This is a genomic window from Francisella sp. AG1 (assembly GCF_057683165.1).
In genome coordinates this window covers 653,612-668,532 of record NZ_CM173135.1, presented here as the reverse complement: position 1 = coordinate 668,532, position 14,921 = coordinate 653,612, and the positions used below count along the sequence as shown (strand labels likewise).

Below are 14,921 nucleotides of genomic sequence, written 5' to 3'. Positions count from 1 at the left end.
GTTATTTGACAATAATGTTATAATATTTAGAAAAAATGTCATCATATAGCCAAGATTTCAGAGATATCGTAATAACTAAATATAAAGAAGGCCTAACAGACAAAGAGCTAAGTAATTTTTTTAATATAGATATCCGTACTACTAGATCTTGGATAAACTTATACGAGACAACTGGTGATTATAAATCTAAGCAAGGCTTGGGTTGCGGTAGAGTAGCAACCTTTACAGATAAGGAAGCGATAGAAAGCTACTTAAGAACATATCCAGATGCAATGGCTTTAGATATTAGAGAAGCATTAGCTCCTGAAATACCTAGAAGCACATTTTATGATTGTCTTACCAGACTTGGTTTTAGTTTTAAAAAAAGACACCTAAATATAAGCAAAGAAAAGAACAAGATAGGCAAAGTTTTATAGAGGTTGTTGAGACTATTGAACCTAACAAACTTGTATATTTAGATGAAATGGGTATGGATAATAAACAGTCTGTACTAAGAGGATGGTCTCTTGTTGGTAAACCTAGCTATGGTGAAGTTATTGCTTATCAAACTCAGAGAAAAAGTATAGTTGCTGGTTATAACTATTTAGAAAAGAAGATTATAGCACCGCTAGAGTATACTGGATATACAGATACTCAAATTCTTAATCAGTGGTTTGAAGAGCATTTATGTCCTGAGTTAATTCCAAAGACTACTGTTGTTATGGATAATGCTAGTTTTCATAAGTCTCCTAAATTGGCTAAAATAGCAGAGAAGTTTGATATACAGATACTATACCTTCCTGCTTATTCTCCTGATTTAAATCCTATAGAAAAAATTTGGGCCAATTTTAAAAGAATTTTAAGAAAAGTAAATAATTCTTTTGATAATTTATCTGATGCTATTACTCACGTCTTTAGCACAATATTATCAGATTAACTATATCTAATGGGATCATTTCTTGCCTTTACCGTTGGCTTTATTTGGATAGGAGGTATAATTGGTGACAAAATCTTTGGTGCTAAAAGAACAATTATCTTAGGAGCAGCAATCCTTGGTATATCTTACTTAAGTTTTAGTATTGCTGCCAAAGAAAATATTTATTATATTTTTTCTGGAATAATTATAGGAAATGCTATATTTAAAGCTAACCCATCATCATTGATATCAAAAATGTTTAAAAAAGGTGATGGGCAACTTAACAGTGCAATGACTCTTTACTACCTTGCAATCAATATTGGTGGTCTAATTTGTGTAGCTTTAACCCCTGTGATTTCACAATTTTATGGTTATAAACAAGCATTTGTTCTTTGCGGAGTTGGTTTATTTATTGGTCTTATAGGTTTCTTAATTTTTTATAAAAAAATGGATAACTTAGATACTGAAGCTGGCAAGCACCCTATTAATAAAACTTATGCAATATACACTTTTATAGGAGCAGTATCTGCATTTCTTATTATTGTGAATATACTGCCAAATACTACTTTATGTATCGAACTAACTGTTGTTGTAGTAACTATAGCTACGGTATATTTTCTATATATTGCTTTTAAACTCGAAAAACATGAAAGAAACAGAATGTTAGTAGCTTTTGTATTAATTATTGAGGCGATAGTTTTCTATTCTTTATATTTTCAAATGCCAACTACTTTAACCTTTTTTGCTCAACATAACGTTGAACTTTCAATATTTGGTTGGAATATCCCTGCGGCACAATACCAATTCTTAAACCCTCTGTGGATCTTAATTTTTTCACCAATATTAGCTATTGTATACAAAAAAAGTAAGCTAACTCATGCGACTAAATTCTGTATAGGAACAGCCTTAATGTTCGTTTCTTATACAACACTATATTGCACCCGATATTTTGCTACTGATGCTATTATCTCTGGAAATTGGTTAATCTTATCTTATGCAAGCTCCTCATTAGGAGAGCTTTTAATTTCAGGACTTGGTTTAGCAATGGTGGCTGAACTATGCCCATCTTTTATATCAGGATTTGTGATGGGTTTCTGGTTTTTAGCTACCATGATTGCTTCTTATATAGCCTCATACATAGGATCATTTATAGCACTACCACAAACTGGAGATATAATTACCAAATATCAAAGCTTAGAAACTTACACCTCAGTATTTGGATGGATCGCGGTTGGTATTTTGGCAGTGACAATTATAATGGTAATTATAACACCTCTATTGAATCGATATACAAATCAAATAACAATAATTGAAGATCATAAAGCTGACATTGATAATCTCACAGATAACTCTTCAAAATAACTGAAATAAATAGTTATTTTCTAAATATATCTCTCTCAAACTTATATAAATACTTAGTTTTTTTGCTAAAATAATAAACAATAATGAAATAATACCTTTTCAGCATGAGTACATTCTCTAATAACACATGGTTTGCAAACTACCCTAGTCAAACTCCAAAGAATATAGAAAAAAATCAATATACTATATTAGATCTATATGAAAAGGCAATTAACCAATTTCCATATCGAGATGCTGTATCATGCCATGATGTCAACTTAACATTTTCTCAACTTGATAACTTGGCTACAAAAACTGCTAGTTATTTACAAAATGAACTAGGGATAGCAAAAGGAGACCGTGTAGCTATAGTTTTGCCTAACTGCCTGCAGTTTACTGTTAGCCTATTTGCTTGCATTAAGATTGGAGCTGTATTTGTTAATGTAAACCCTTTATATAAGTCCGATGAGATTGAAGCTATATTCAATAATTGCAGTGTTAAAGCTGCGATTGTAATGGATATGTTCGCCCATCATATTCAAAAAGCACGTATAAATATCCATTCATTAGAAAAAATTATTGTTACAAATATTGCTGATCTTTACCCTTTCCCTAAAAAGCAAATTATTGGTTTCATTTCTAAATATTTAATTAAAGATAAGCCTCGATATTATAAAGGATCTTTTCTACAATTTTCTAAAATGTTAGAAGCAGATAAAAAACTATACAAAAAACCAAATATTAAAAAAGAAAATATTCTGTGTTTACAATACTCAAGTGGAACTACTGGAATGCCTAAAGGCGCCATACTCACCCATAATAATGTTGCATCAAATATACAACAGGTTTGGGCTTGGATAAATCATGACATGGATATGTCCGACCAAATGATAGTAACAGCGCTACCTCTTTATCATATATTCTCTTTGAGTGCTAACTTACTATGTTTTTTCTTTGCTGGTGCAAAAAATATACTTATTCCAAATGCTCGAGATATCAAAGACCTAATCAAAACTCTATCAAAAAATGAATTTACTATTTTTAATGGGCTCAATACTCTTTATATGGCTATGCTTGATCATCCTGATTTTGAAAAAATAAATAAAACTAGGTATAAATACTCTTTAAGTGGTGGAATGCCTATATCCCGTAAAGTATACCTGCAATGGCTTGATAGAACTGGTGTTGAACTTAAAGAAGGTTATGGTATGACAGAAATGTCTCCTGCTATTTCGCTTAATAAATTTAATGAGTCTGAAGATGATTATTTTGGTACATGCGGTTATCCAATATCTGGAACAGAAGTTAGTATTAGAGATTTAGAAACTCATAAAGAAATAAATAAATGTTTTAAAGAAGGTGAAATATGGCTCAATGGACCCCAAAAATGTCAAGGTTTCTGGAATGATAAAAAAAATAATCAATTATACTTTTCAGATGATGGTTGGCTAAAGACTGGAGATATTGGCTATATTGATAAAAAAGGCCGCTTAACTATATCTGATAGAATTAAGAATATGATTATAGTTTCTGGATTTAACGTATATCCACGAGAGATTGAAATATCTATACTTAAACTTGCTGATGTAAAAGAAGTAGCTGTAACTGGTATAAAATCTAAAACCTCTGGGGAAAGAGCAGTTGCGTTTATTTCAATAGAGAAAAACTCTAAGCTAACAGAAAATATTATAATTAATCATTGTAAAGAAAAATTAGCAAGTTATAAAGTTCCCAAAGCTTGCATTTTTGTAAACACTCTACCTAAAAATAATACTGGTAAAATAGATATTAAAAAACTTAAACAAGAGTTTATCGATTAATAAAATCTAATCAAACAAGCCAGATATTTATGAAAGTGCTTATTATACTATTTATAGCTACTGCTTTGCCGCCTATAAGATTTTAGCTAAAATTCACTATTTATTTCTCATATAATGCTATAATACATTGTTAAAATTATATAATACTTTAAAAAAGTAAATATTTAGATTTATCTATTTAAACTCTATATTTTATACGAACTGAGTTTTTTTATAAAAACCAATAAGCGAAAATAAGCCTATGCAAGCTAATACACCTAATATTGGATTTTGGAGTCAAAAAAGGACAATCGTTGCTCTTGCTATAAGCTTACTAGCTTTAGCAGAGATTGTCGACTTAACTATTGTGGCTGTTGCAATCCCTCAAATCATGGGAGCTATTGGAGCTAATGTTGAAACCATAGCAGATGTAACTACTGTATATATTGTTACAGCAGCAATATTTATACTCCTTTCTGGACTTGTTATAGAAAAATATGGTATAAAGCGAGTAGCTCTTATTTCATCAGTAATATTTGGTGTATCATCTATTATGTGTGGGCTTTCTACTTCTTTACCAGAAATGATAGTTTTTAGAACCTTCCAAGGTTTAGGAGGAGCATTTTTACCATCAGTCGCGCAAACATATATCTCTACTAGCTTCAAGAATGAAGAATATAATAAAATGATGACAGTATATAGTATGGTTATAGTTATGGGCCCTATTATAGGCCCTGTACTTGGTGGAGCTATTTGTGAGAATTTATCATGGGAATGGATTTTTTATGTAAACGTACCTCTTTGTGTAATAGCTTTTGTAGTCATTTTGTTTATGATGGAGGCAACCCCAATTAAAAAAATCAAAATTGATTATATTAGCTTTGGATTTATGGCTATTGGAGTCGGTTGTCTTGAGCTTTTTATTGATAATGGTAATACTAATGGCTGGTTTGAATCTATTGAAATGATAATTTTACTTGCTACATCAATAGTTTCTTTAAGTTTTTTTATTTGGAGAGGTCTGATTTACTCCTCTGTTGTAAAACTAAAAATATTTAAAAATCTGAACTTTGTTATAGCTTGCTTTTTATGCTTTATGTTTGTGCTATTATTCTCAGCCGCTATGGCATACTTACCAACCATGCTCCAACAAGTTTATGGGTACCCTGTTGATTTAGCAGGATATATAACAGCACCCAGAGGTCTTGCAGCAGTTATAGGGGCAGCTTTAACTCAAACTATTTTGATTAAAAAACTAGGTGTAAAAATTACAATTTGCCTTGGAATGATTACGTTCGGAATTGCTTGCTTAATTCAAGCAAGCTTCTCTGCTACACTAAATGAGTTTGATGTTATACTTACCACAGCAATTCAAGGGTTTGGAATGATGATGTTTTTTATACCTTTTATGAGTGTCCTTGTAGTTGGGGTTGCAGATGAGGATATGGGTGATATGTCAGGCTCTTTTAATTTTTTTAGAAATTTTGGAAGCTCCGTTGGAACAGCCTTTGTAGCAACTTTTATATCGAGAAACCAACAAACAACTTTTCAAGAACTATCTCAAAATATATCTTCTATGAATAATAGTTTTCAAGCATGGAGTTATAATTTCTCTATGGCTGACACTAGCACAACTATTGCTATTGCAAAACAACAGGTCATGCATCAAAGTAGTCTTTTAAGTTATATTAATTCTTTCTATGTAATAGGCATCCTTAGCATAGCCTTAGCTATTGTACCTTTACTATTAAAAGAACCCCCTAAAGATGCTTCAGCACCAATAATGCATTAAATGATAATAGGAACATCAAATGTCACAAGAAAACATACAAAAAACCAATTTAGAAAAAAAACATAAAGAATCTAAATTTTCCACTAAAAAAATAGTGATTGGTTGCAGTATTATAGCTGCTACAGCAATAGCTATTTATGGCTATTATATGTATAACAAAATATTTCCTAATACTAATAATGCGTATGTAAAAGCAGATATAATTAATATTTCACCCAAAGTTAGCGGCTATATTGAAAAAGTTTATGTTAAAAATAATCAGTACGTCCACAAAGGAGATAAGCTAGTACAAATAGATCCTCAAGACTATCAATATCAAGTGGCTCAAGCTAATACTAAAGTTATCCAAGCAAAAGGAGAACTTGCGTTAGCTCAAGAAAGAGTAAACGTAGCTAAATCTAATCTAATGAAAACGCAAGCTTCCTTAGATACTGCCACAAATATGGCTGATAGATACATCAAACTATACAAAGCTGATGCTGGTTCCTTACAGGATGCACAAAAATATATGAACCAAAAAATACAAGCAGAAAAAGCTAATGATCAGGCATATTCCAATCTTAAACAATCTCTAGTTCAAGTTGAAATTGCTAAATCTCAAATTGGTGCTGCGAAAATAGGTTATGATAATTCCAACTTAAATCTTGGTTATACCACACTAATCGCACCAGATGATGGCTATGTATCAAATTTGAAAATTTATAAAGGCCAACTAGTTTCTCAAGGCCAACCTTTATTTGGATTTATTGATAATAAAAAATGGTGGGTTGATGCAAACTTTAAAGAAACAGATCTTGATAGAATCAAGCCAGGTCAAAAAGTTAAAATAGAATTAGATATGTATAGTCATACCTACATTGGTAAAGTGGATAGCTTAAGCTATGCAACTGGATCAGTTTTTTCACTATTACCACCAGAAAATGCTACAGGAAACTGGGTTAAGGTTACACAACGCTTCCCTGTAAAAATAACTTTAAAAAATGATCTTAAATATCCTCTAAGAGTTGGTGCAAGTGCAACAGTTAAAGTAGATACTTTATAGGTAACAATTATGATTAAGAAAAAAATACTCTCTTTAACTATGATTGCTACTACACTATTAACTTCTAGTTGTAGCTTTTTTAGCCCAAAATATGAAAGACCTAAAATAAAAACTCCTGCCCTATGGAATAACCAAGATAAAAACATAGAAATAACTAAAGACTGGAATCTTACTAAACTTGCCTGGTGGAGAGGTTTTGATGATCCAGTTTTAAATAATCTCATAACCACAGCATTGAAAGATAACAATAAACTTCAAGTCTCCATAGGTAATATACTCCAAGCTAACTCTGAAATACATAAAGCTAACTATGGATGGCTTCCTACAGCAAGTGTAGGTGGTGGCGGGTTTATCGCTCAAACATTTGATACAAGCTCTAGTGCAAGCATACCAGCATTAAAAGCCCCAAATTCCATTACAGCTGGTGGCGCTTTAGTTGGCATACTTCCTAGCTATACAGTAAATATAATTAGGCAATTTAAACTAGGTGAAATTGCTAGACTTAGTAAAAAAATGCAGATCAATCTTAAAAATACTACAAGATTATCAATTATTGGCCAGGTAAGCGCCGCATACTTCTCTCTAATTACAGCTGAAGAACAATTAAGACTTCAAACGGATATGGTTAATCAATTAGAATTACTATTTCATTATGCTCAAGATCAACACAAGCTTGGAGAAAGCTCTCCAATGCTTGAAGAAATCATAAGGCAGCAACTTGAAGTACAAAAAGGTAAAGTAGCTATAATTAAAAATAATATAGTCCACTTTCAAAACACTCTTAAAATACTAATGGGCAGAAATCCAGGTAAGATTGTCACCTCTAGAACTCTTAATGATATTAATGCTAATGTTAAAGTACCTGTCAATATGCCTTCACAAATTTTACAAAATCGTCCTGATATTGCTATAGCTGAATATAAGCTTGAAACAGCAAATGCAAACATTGGTCTAGCTAGATCACAATTTTTTCCAAGCATTGACTTAACTGGTGCATTTGGCAATGTCACTTTAGCTCTTGGAGAGCTAGCTACAATGAATGCTTGGGCATGGGCTGCTGAAGCAGTAGCTGCTGTACCAGTATTTAATTTAAGTATTCTTGCTGATAGTAATAAAGCAAAAGCTCAGTTCTATCAAGGTTACTATGATTACATCAACACTTTACAGCAAGCATTTCAAGATGTTGATGATAGTCTATCTGAGAGATCTGCTAATGAGGAAAACTATAAAGAACAAACAGTCTCTCTAAAATCCACAAAAATACAAGAAAATATTTTTGCACAAAAATACCAAGCAGGGGCAATAAGTAAAGCTCAATACTCAGGTATAAATCTAAATGTGCTTTATCAAAAAATGCAAGTTAACCAGGCTAAATTACAATCTCTTATTAGTATAGTCAACCTATATCAATCATTAGGAAGTGGCTATAATGTCGATAATTATAGTAAGCCTCATTACAATAATCCTGCATTTGATAAATAAGATTTTAATCTATCGACTCTCTCTATAAAAGATGAAGATAATTACTACAAACAAATATCCTTGATATGGTAAAATTAAACATTTAAATTAAAACACTTAAGAATATAATATTAGACATTTTATGGCTTCATTATATTCTAGGTCAAGGTTATATAATAATGAAAGTAATAAAAAACTTAAAGCCTCAAGAGTATTCACAAAAATTAGTTGATTGGTTAAAAGAAAATTGTTTAAACTATCCAGCTAATGGCTTTGTAATAGGTCTAAGTGGTGGTATTGATTCAGCTGTTGCCGTAGCCTTAGCAACTAAAACCACCCTTCCTGTAACAGGGTTAATCATGCCCTCTAAAAACAATGAAGATACTGACACTCAAGATGCTGTTGAATTAGCTAAAAAACTTAATATAGATTATCACATAGTCCCTATTCAACCTACTTATGAAGTTTTTTCAAAAACAACTGAAAAAATGAATAATCCTAAAAGTGATCGACAACATGTTATAAAAGGTAATGCTCAAGCTCGTCTTAGGATGATGTATCTTTACTCTTATGCTCAACAAAACAATAGAATAGTTATAGGTACTGATAATGCCTGTGAATGGCATATGGGATACTTCACTAAATTTGGCGATGGCGCTGCAGATATTCTCCCTCTTATAAAACTGAAAAAAGCACAAGTTTTTGAGCTAGGTAAATACCTAAAGATTCAGCAAAACATTTTAATAAAAAAACCATCTGCAGGTTTATGGGTTGGACAAACTGATGAAGATGAAATGGGGGTAACCTATAAAGAAATAGATGATTTCTTAGATGGAAAACCAGTTAGTGACCATGCCTTAAGTAAAATAAATTTTTGGCATAATCGAAGCCATCATAAAAGATTACCTGCCCTAACTCCTTCATTCTAATCTTAATATTACTTCCAAATCTTAATCTAAAAGATTGATTAACTTTTATATTCTGGTTAAGATTATTAAAAAGGTCTATGGGTTATAAGATATGAAAAAATTACTTTTAATTTTACCAATAATAGCATCTGTATTAGCATCATGCGCTTTTCTAGAAAGTTATAATAAACCTAAAGAAGAGTTGTATATAAATGTTCGCACCCCTCATATTCATGATATGAGTTTTGATAAAAATAATGATTTACCTAAAGATATAAAAAATGAAAGTTACTACGATGTTGATATTTCTGGATCTGCTCTAAAAAACTGTGAAGTTAGAGATTATGGTGATGCTAAAGTTAAGCAACCTGGGAGAAACAAAGTTTTTGTAGGTAAAGCTAATGACTGGGAAATCATCCGAATAGACTGCAGTAAAGATAAAGGTAATGGTAACAGTGGTGAAAAACATGATTTAGAAATTAAAATATATACTAATGATAAGGTTTATCATGGTAAAACAGAATTAGAACACGAATAGAATAATATAACTTTTATATCCTAATTATTATAACTCGATATCACAATAATCAAATATATATAAAATTACCTTTGTTTGTAATTATTCAAAAAACTTTTTTGCATAATCTTTGACATTATCAAGCCATGTTTTACTTTTTGGAGAATGTTTGCTTTCATAAGCTTCACCTAAACTATCAGCAAATTTCTGCAGTAGATTCTTTTGCTCAGCACTTAAGTTTACTGGAGTTTCTACAACCACTTTGCATAATAAATCGCCACGCCTTTGTCCACGCAATGATTTCATACCTTTTTCTCTCAAACGGAATATTTTATCAGTTTGAGTTTCAGGGACTACTTTTAGTTGCACTTCTCCATCAAGAGTTGGCACTTGTATTTCACCACCTAAGCAAGCAGTTGTAAAGCTTATAGGCATTTCACAGTAAAGATTTATGTCTTTTCTTTCAAAAAGCTTATGTTCTTTGACCATAACTTGTACATATAAATCCCCATTCATTAAGCCACTTGAACCAGCATCGCCCTCACCTTGTAATCTTATACGATCACCAGTATCAACACCTGCAGGTATTTTAACTTTTAGAGTTTTTTGTTTTTTAACTTTACCAACTCCATGACAATCTTCGCAAGGATCTGCAATACTTGAACCACTACCATTACACACAGGACAAGTTTGCTCAAAAGCAAAGAAACCTTGTTGGCGACGAATAGTACCTTGACCATGACATGCATGGCAAGTAGTCTTTGATTTTGATTTTGAACCAGTTCCATCACAGCTATCACAATCTGACATTCTTGGTATATTTATTTCCTTTTCTACTCCAAAAAAAGCTTCTTCTAAAGTTATTTCAAGAGTATATTCAAGGTCACTACCTCGAGAAGCCCCAGATCTTGATGATCCACTTCGGCCACTACCTCCTCCAAAGAATGTATCAAAAATATCCTCAAAACCACTAAAGCCGCCTGCGTGACCACCTGCCCCACCTTGTTGGTTTACACCAGCATGACCGAATTGATCATAACGAGAACGTTTTTGATCATCACTTAAAATTTCGTAAGCCTCTGAAACTTCTTTAAATTTAATTTCAGCTGATTTATCATTAGGGTTACGATCAGGGTGATATTTCATCGCAAGCTTTCTGTAAGCTCGCTTAATTTCAGTGCCATTAGCTGTCTTTGCGACACTAAGAGTTTCATAATAACATTTCTGTTGTTGCATTATATTTTAACCTAAAAATTTAAGACAGATTATTATACCAAATAGAAAAGTGCGGATAAACCGCACTTTAGTGATTAATTAGATTTCTTATTTTTTGCTCTCGTCATCAACATCTTCAAAATCAGCATCAACAACATCTTCGTCTTTTGCTTTTTCTGTACTTGATTCTCCGCCCTCTGCGCCAGGAGCTTGTGCTTGCTCTGCATAAGCTTTTTGAGCAATAGGCGTAAATACTTCTTCAAGAGCTTTAGTTTTAGTTTCAATAGCTTCTTTATCATCGCCCTTAGAAACTTCTTCAAGCTCTTTACAAGCTGCTTCTATTGCTTCTTTTTCTTCAGCAGTTACTTTTTCGCCTAGCTCACCAATCGCTTTTCTTGAGCTATGAATTAAGTTATCAGCAGCATTTCTTACTGTTACTAACTCATGGAACTTTTTATCTGATTCAGAATTAGCTTCCGCATCTTGTACCATTTTTTCTATCTCTTCTTCAGAAATACCACCACATGATTTAATCACGATATTTTGCTCTTTTCCTGTAGCTTTATCTTTTGCAGATACGTTCATTATACCGTTAGCATCTACATCAAAAGTTACTTCGATTTGAGGCATGCCACGAGGAGATGGTGGTATATCAGCCAAGTCAAACCTACCTAAAGATTTATTTGCTGAAGCCATTTCACGCTCACCTTGAAGTACATGAATAGTTACCGCAGGCTGGTTATCTTCAGCTGTTGAAAATACTTGTGACTTCTTAGTAGGGATAGTCGTATTTCTATCAATAAGCTTAGTCATCACACCACCCATAGTTTCGATACCTACTGACAATGGAGTCACATCTAGTAAAAGTACATCCTTCACGTCACCAGAAAGTACGCCACCTTGAATCGCCGCACCAACTGCTACTGCTTCATCAGGGTTGACATCTTTACGTGGCTCTTTACCGAAGAACTCTTTTACTTTAGCTTGTACTAAAGGCATACGAGTTTGTCCACCAACTAGCAATACTTCTGTAATATCAGATTTGCTTAAACCTGCATCTTCTAAAGCTTTTTTACAAGGCTCTAATGTTCTAGCAACCAAATCACCAACCAATGATTCAAATTTAGCTCGAGTGATCTTCACATTTAAATGCTTAGGACCTGTAGCATCAGCCGTCACATAAGGTAGGTTAACATCAGTCTGTTGAGCTGAAGATAATTCTACTTTTGCTTTTTCAGCAGCTTCACGTACACGCTGAAGAGCTAGCTTATCATTATGAAGGTCAATACCTTGTTCTTTTTTGAATTCATCAATTAGGTAATCCATAAGAACTAAGTCAAAATCTTCACCACCAAGAAAAGTATCGCCATTTGTAGATAGTACTTCGATTTGGTTATCGCCATCAACATCAGCAATTTCGATGATAGAGATATCAAATGTACCACCACCTAAATCGTATACTGCAACTGTTTGCTCACCTTTCTTAGAATCCACACCATAAGCTAATGCTGCAGCTGTTGGCTCATTGATGATTCTTTTTACATCAAGGCCTGCAATTTTACCGGCATCTTTAGTAGCTTGTCTTTGACTATCGTTAAAGTAAGCAGGAACTGTAATTACAGCTTCAGTTACAGGCTCACCCAAGAAGTCTTCTGCCGTTTTCTTCATTTTTCTCAAAATTTCAGCAGAGACTTGAGGTGGTGCCATTTTTTTACCTTCTTTAGTAGCAACCCAAGCATCACCATTATCAGCTTTAACTACTGCGTAAGGTACTTTCTTTTTTATATCGTTTTGTACTGCTTTATCATCATACTTACGACCTATAAGTCTTTTGATTGCAAAAAAAGTATCATCAGGATTTGTTACAGCTTGTCTTTTAGCTGATTGACCAACTAAAATTTCGCCACCATCTGTGTAAGCCACAACTGAAGGAGTTGTTCTATGACCTTCAGCATTTTCTATCACTTTAGCGCTCTTACCATCCATGATAGCAAGACAAGAGTTAGTAGTTCCTAAATCTATTCCAATTATTTTACCCATTGTTTTATTCTCCTATTTATAACTTGTTATTTTATAATTTCAAATTCATTAATCTATATATGGCTATGTTTTGTCAAATTTCAAGAAATATTTCTTAATTTTTTACGACTATTACTTTTGCTGCTCTAACAACACGGCCATTCAACAAATATCCTTTTTGGAAGACTTCAAAAACAGTATTATCCTCAATCTCTGGATTTGGTATCATCGCTATGGCTTCATGAAAATTAGGGTCAAACTTATCTCCAACCGGATTTAATTCCTCTAAGCCATTTTTCTTCAAAACATCTAAAAGCATCTTAGATGTCATCTCAACACCTTCTTTCATAGCAACAGCTTCTTCAAGCTTCACCTCATGTTTTAATGCTTGGTCTATACTATCTGTTACAGGCATAAGTTCTTTTGCAAATTTTTCGATTCCAAACTTACGTGCATTAGAAACATCTCTTTCCGCACGTTTACGAATATTTTCCATTTCAGCTTTTGCTCTTAGAGCTTCATTTTTAAATGAATCGCATGTTTCTTCAAGTTCTTTAATAGTATCTTTTGCTTTTTCTAACTGTTCATCTATTGAAAGCTCATCTAACTGAGTGTCTGCTGATTCTTGAGCTTCAGTATTTAAATCTGAAGAATCGATATCTTTTGCTTTTTCTTTTTTACTCATTATTATAACCTTTTATTTTGCGTCTATTGATATTACAATCTGATAGATTGTGATTATTTTCATATTTTCAAGATAATTATTGATATTTTTTTAATACAGGTGGCAAAAATATAATGAAAGTTTCAAAAAAAATAAGCCTTATACTATTAACAATATTCATCTCTAGCTGTGCTAATATTACGGCTCAACACTATTTAACAAAAAAATATTCAAAAAAAGTAAAATATGAAAAATCAAGTTTTAAAGATCTAAGTAACTGGCGCGATGCTAACCAGCTAAAATCTTTTAAGGTATTTAAAAAATCTTGTGAAAAAATAATCGAAGAAAATAATCCTCAATATAATAACTGGTTAAATATTTGCAAGAAAACAATCCAAACCAATCTTAAATCAAATAATGAAGCCAAATTTTTCTTTGAAAAAAATTTTACTCCTTACAAAATTTTATATGAAAATAAAGACACTGGAATATTTACTGGCTACTATGAGCCAACAATAAAGGGGAGCTTAGTCAAAACCTTACAATATACAGTTCCAATCTATCGTACACCTGATGATTTGATAAAAAAGCAAGAAACTAATGGTAACTACTCTTTTGGCAGATACCAAAAAAATGAATTCATTCCATACTACACCCGAGAACAAATATCGCAAGGGAATATATTTTCCAACAAAGATGTTTTAGTATGGGTAAAATCCAAAGTAGATAGATCTTTTCTTCAAATCCAAGGTTCCGGACGCATACAAACAGATAGTGGTGACATTCTACTAGGATATGATAGTCAAAATGGACATCAGTACAAACCTATTGGCAAATACCTAATTGATCATGGCTATGCATCTGCTGAAGGTATGTCAATGCAATCAATAAAAGCTTGGCTATACGATAATAAAAACAAAGTTGATGAAGTATTAAACTATGATCCATCATTTGTATTCTTTAGATATTTAAATCGTAACAATGCTGTAGGTGCTCAAGATGTCGAATTAACGCCAGGATATTCTCTAGCTATAGATGATAAATATTATCCATATGGAGTACCATTATGGCTTGAAACTGATTATTACAAAGACAATAATGAAGATACAAAACCTTTAGATAGATTGATGATAGCTCAAGATACTGGAGGTGCAATACTTGGTCCAATTAGAGGAGATGTATTTTGGGGTCATGGCAAACAAGCTGAGTTTAATGCTGGACATATGAATAATCGTGGCAAATTATGGATACTTTTACCAAAAGAATAA

11 protein-coding genes and 1 pseudogene are annotated in these 14,921 nt (G+C 32.5%); 9 read left to right on the top strand and 3 right to left on the bottom strand.

What is annotated here, in order from left to right; translation table 11 throughout:
• Positions 1 to 35: 35 nt before the first annotated feature.
• The 8 genes and pseudogenes from ACR0PV_RS03330 (at position 36) to ACR0PV_RS03295 (ending at position 9,776) form a co-directional block, all read left to right on the top strand.
• A protein-coding gene (locus ACR0PV_RS03330; protein WP_488172178.1) for an IS630 family transposase occupies positions 36 to 916 on the top strand; the annotation gives its coding sequence in 2 pieces (ribosomal slippage) (positions 36 to 360 and positions 360 to 916; 882 coding nt in all).
• A pseudogene (locus ACR0PV_RS03325) lies at positions 917 to 2,257 on the top strand (oligopeptide:H+ symporter); the annotation flags it as partial.
• A 104-nt stretch (positions 2,258 to 2,361) separates the two neighbouring features.
• The gene (locus ACR0PV_RS03320; RefSeq protein ID WP_488173575.1) at positions 2,362 to 4,056 is read left to right on the top strand and encodes a long-chain-fatty-acid--CoA ligase; all 1,695 of its coding nucleotides are present in this window, start codon (positions 2,362 to 2,364) and stop codon (positions 4,054 to 4,056) included.
• A 241-nt stretch (positions 4,057 to 4,297) separates the two neighbouring features.
• The gene (locus tag ACR0PV_RS03315; RefSeq protein ID WP_488173574.1) at positions 4,298 to 5,827 is read left to right on the top strand and encodes an MDR family MFS transporter; all 1,530 of its coding nucleotides are present in this window, start codon (positions 4,298 to 4,300) and stop codon (positions 5,825 to 5,827) included.
• A gap of 19 nt (positions 5,828 to 5,846) precedes the next feature.
• Complete coding sequence (locus tag ACR0PV_RS03310; RefSeq protein WP_488173573.1) at positions 5,847 to 6,869, top strand: HlyD family secretion protein; 1,023 nt, start codon at positions 5,847 to 5,849, stop codon at positions 6,867 to 6,869.
• 9 nt (positions 6,870 to 6,878) lie between these two features.
• On the top strand, positions 6,879 to 8,351 hold the full coding sequence (locus tag ACR0PV_RS03305; RefSeq protein ID WP_488173572.1) for a TolC family protein: 1,473 nt from the start codon (positions 6,879 to 6,881) through the stop codon (positions 8,349 to 8,351).
• Between the two features lie 158 nt (positions 8,352 to 8,509).
• Entirely contained in the window at positions 8,510 to 9,259 is a 750-nt protein-coding gene (gene nadE / locus ACR0PV_RS03300) for an NAD(+) synthase (protein WP_488173571.1), read from the top strand.
• 91 nt (positions 9,260 to 9,350) lie between these two features.
• Positions 9,351 to 9,776 carry a hypothetical protein gene (locus tag ACR0PV_RS03295; protein WP_488173570.1) on the top strand — a complete coding sequence of 142 codons (426 nt, stop codon included), beginning with the start codon at positions 9,351 to 9,353 and terminating at the stop codon, positions 9,774 to 9,776.
• 81 nt (positions 9,777 to 9,857) lie between these two features.
• On the opposite strand, the gene dnaJ is transcribed toward ACR0PV_RS03295, so the two are convergent.
• From dnaJ to grpE, 3 genes are all read right to left on the bottom strand, one after another.
• Positions 9,858 to 10,991, bottom strand: a complete 1,134-nt coding sequence (gene dnaJ, locus ACR0PV_RS03290) for a molecular chaperone DnaJ (RefSeq protein ID WP_488173569.1) — start codon at positions 10,989 to 10,991, stop codon at positions 9,858 to 9,860.
• 87 nt (positions 10,992 to 11,078) lie between these two features.
• A complete protein-coding gene (dnaK, locus tag ACR0PV_RS03285) occupies positions 11,079 to 13,010 on the bottom strand; it encodes a molecular chaperone DnaK (protein ID WP_488173568.1) in 1,932 nt (643 codons plus the stop codon).
• A gap of 94 nt (positions 13,011 to 13,104) precedes the next feature.
• The gene (gene grpE / locus ACR0PV_RS03280; protein WP_488173567.1) at positions 13,105 to 13,674 is read right to left on the bottom strand and encodes a nucleotide exchange factor GrpE; all 570 of its coding nucleotides are present in this window, start codon (positions 13,672 to 13,674) and stop codon (positions 13,105 to 13,107) included.
• Between the two features lie 113 nt (positions 13,675 to 13,787).
• Between grpE and mltA the strand changes: the two genes are divergently transcribed.
• Positions 13,788 to 14,921: a murein transglycosylase A gene (gene mltA / locus ACR0PV_RS03275; protein WP_488173566.1), complete on the top strand. Its 1,134-nt coding sequence runs from the start codon at positions 13,788 to 13,790 to the stop codon at positions 14,919 to 14,921.

Bases quoted from the DNA above. Each gene is read 5' to 3' on its own strand.
- ACR0PV_RS03320 (WP_488173575.1), top strand. From the start codon at position 2,362: ATGAGTACATTCTCTAATAACACATGGTTTGCAAACTACCCTAGTCAA.
- ACR0PV_RS03315 (WP_488173574.1), top strand. From the start codon at position 4,298: ATGCAAGCTAATACACCTAATATTGGATTTTGGAGTCAAAAAAGGACA.
- ACR0PV_RS03310 (WP_488173573.1), top strand. From the start codon at position 5,847: ATGTCACAAGAAAACATACAAAAAACCAATTTAGAAAAAAAACATAAA.
- ACR0PV_RS03305 (WP_488173572.1), top strand. From the start codon at position 6,879: ATGATTAAGAAAAAAATACTCTCTTTAACTATGATTGCTACTACACTA.
- nadE (WP_488173571.1), top strand. From the start codon at position 8,510: ATGAAAGTAATAAAAAACTTAAAGCCTCAAGAGTATTCACAAAAATTA.
- ACR0PV_RS03295 (WP_488173570.1), top strand. From the start codon at position 9,351: ATGAAAAAATTACTTTTAATTTTACCAATAATAGCATCTGTATTAGCA.
- dnaJ (WP_488173569.1), bottom strand. From the start codon at position 10,991: ATGCAACAACAGAAATGTTATTATGAAACTCTTAGTGTCGCAAAGACA.
- dnaK (WP_488173568.1), bottom strand. From the start codon at position 13,010: ATGGGTAAAATAATTGGAATAGATTTAGGAACTACTAACTCTTGTCTT.
- grpE (WP_488173567.1), bottom strand. From the start codon at position 13,674: ATGAGTAAAAAAGAAAAAGCAAAAGATATCGATTCTTCAGATTTAAAT.
- mltA (WP_488173566.1), top strand. From the start codon at position 13,788: ATGAAAGTTTCAAAAAAAATAAGCCTTATACTATTAACAATATTCATC.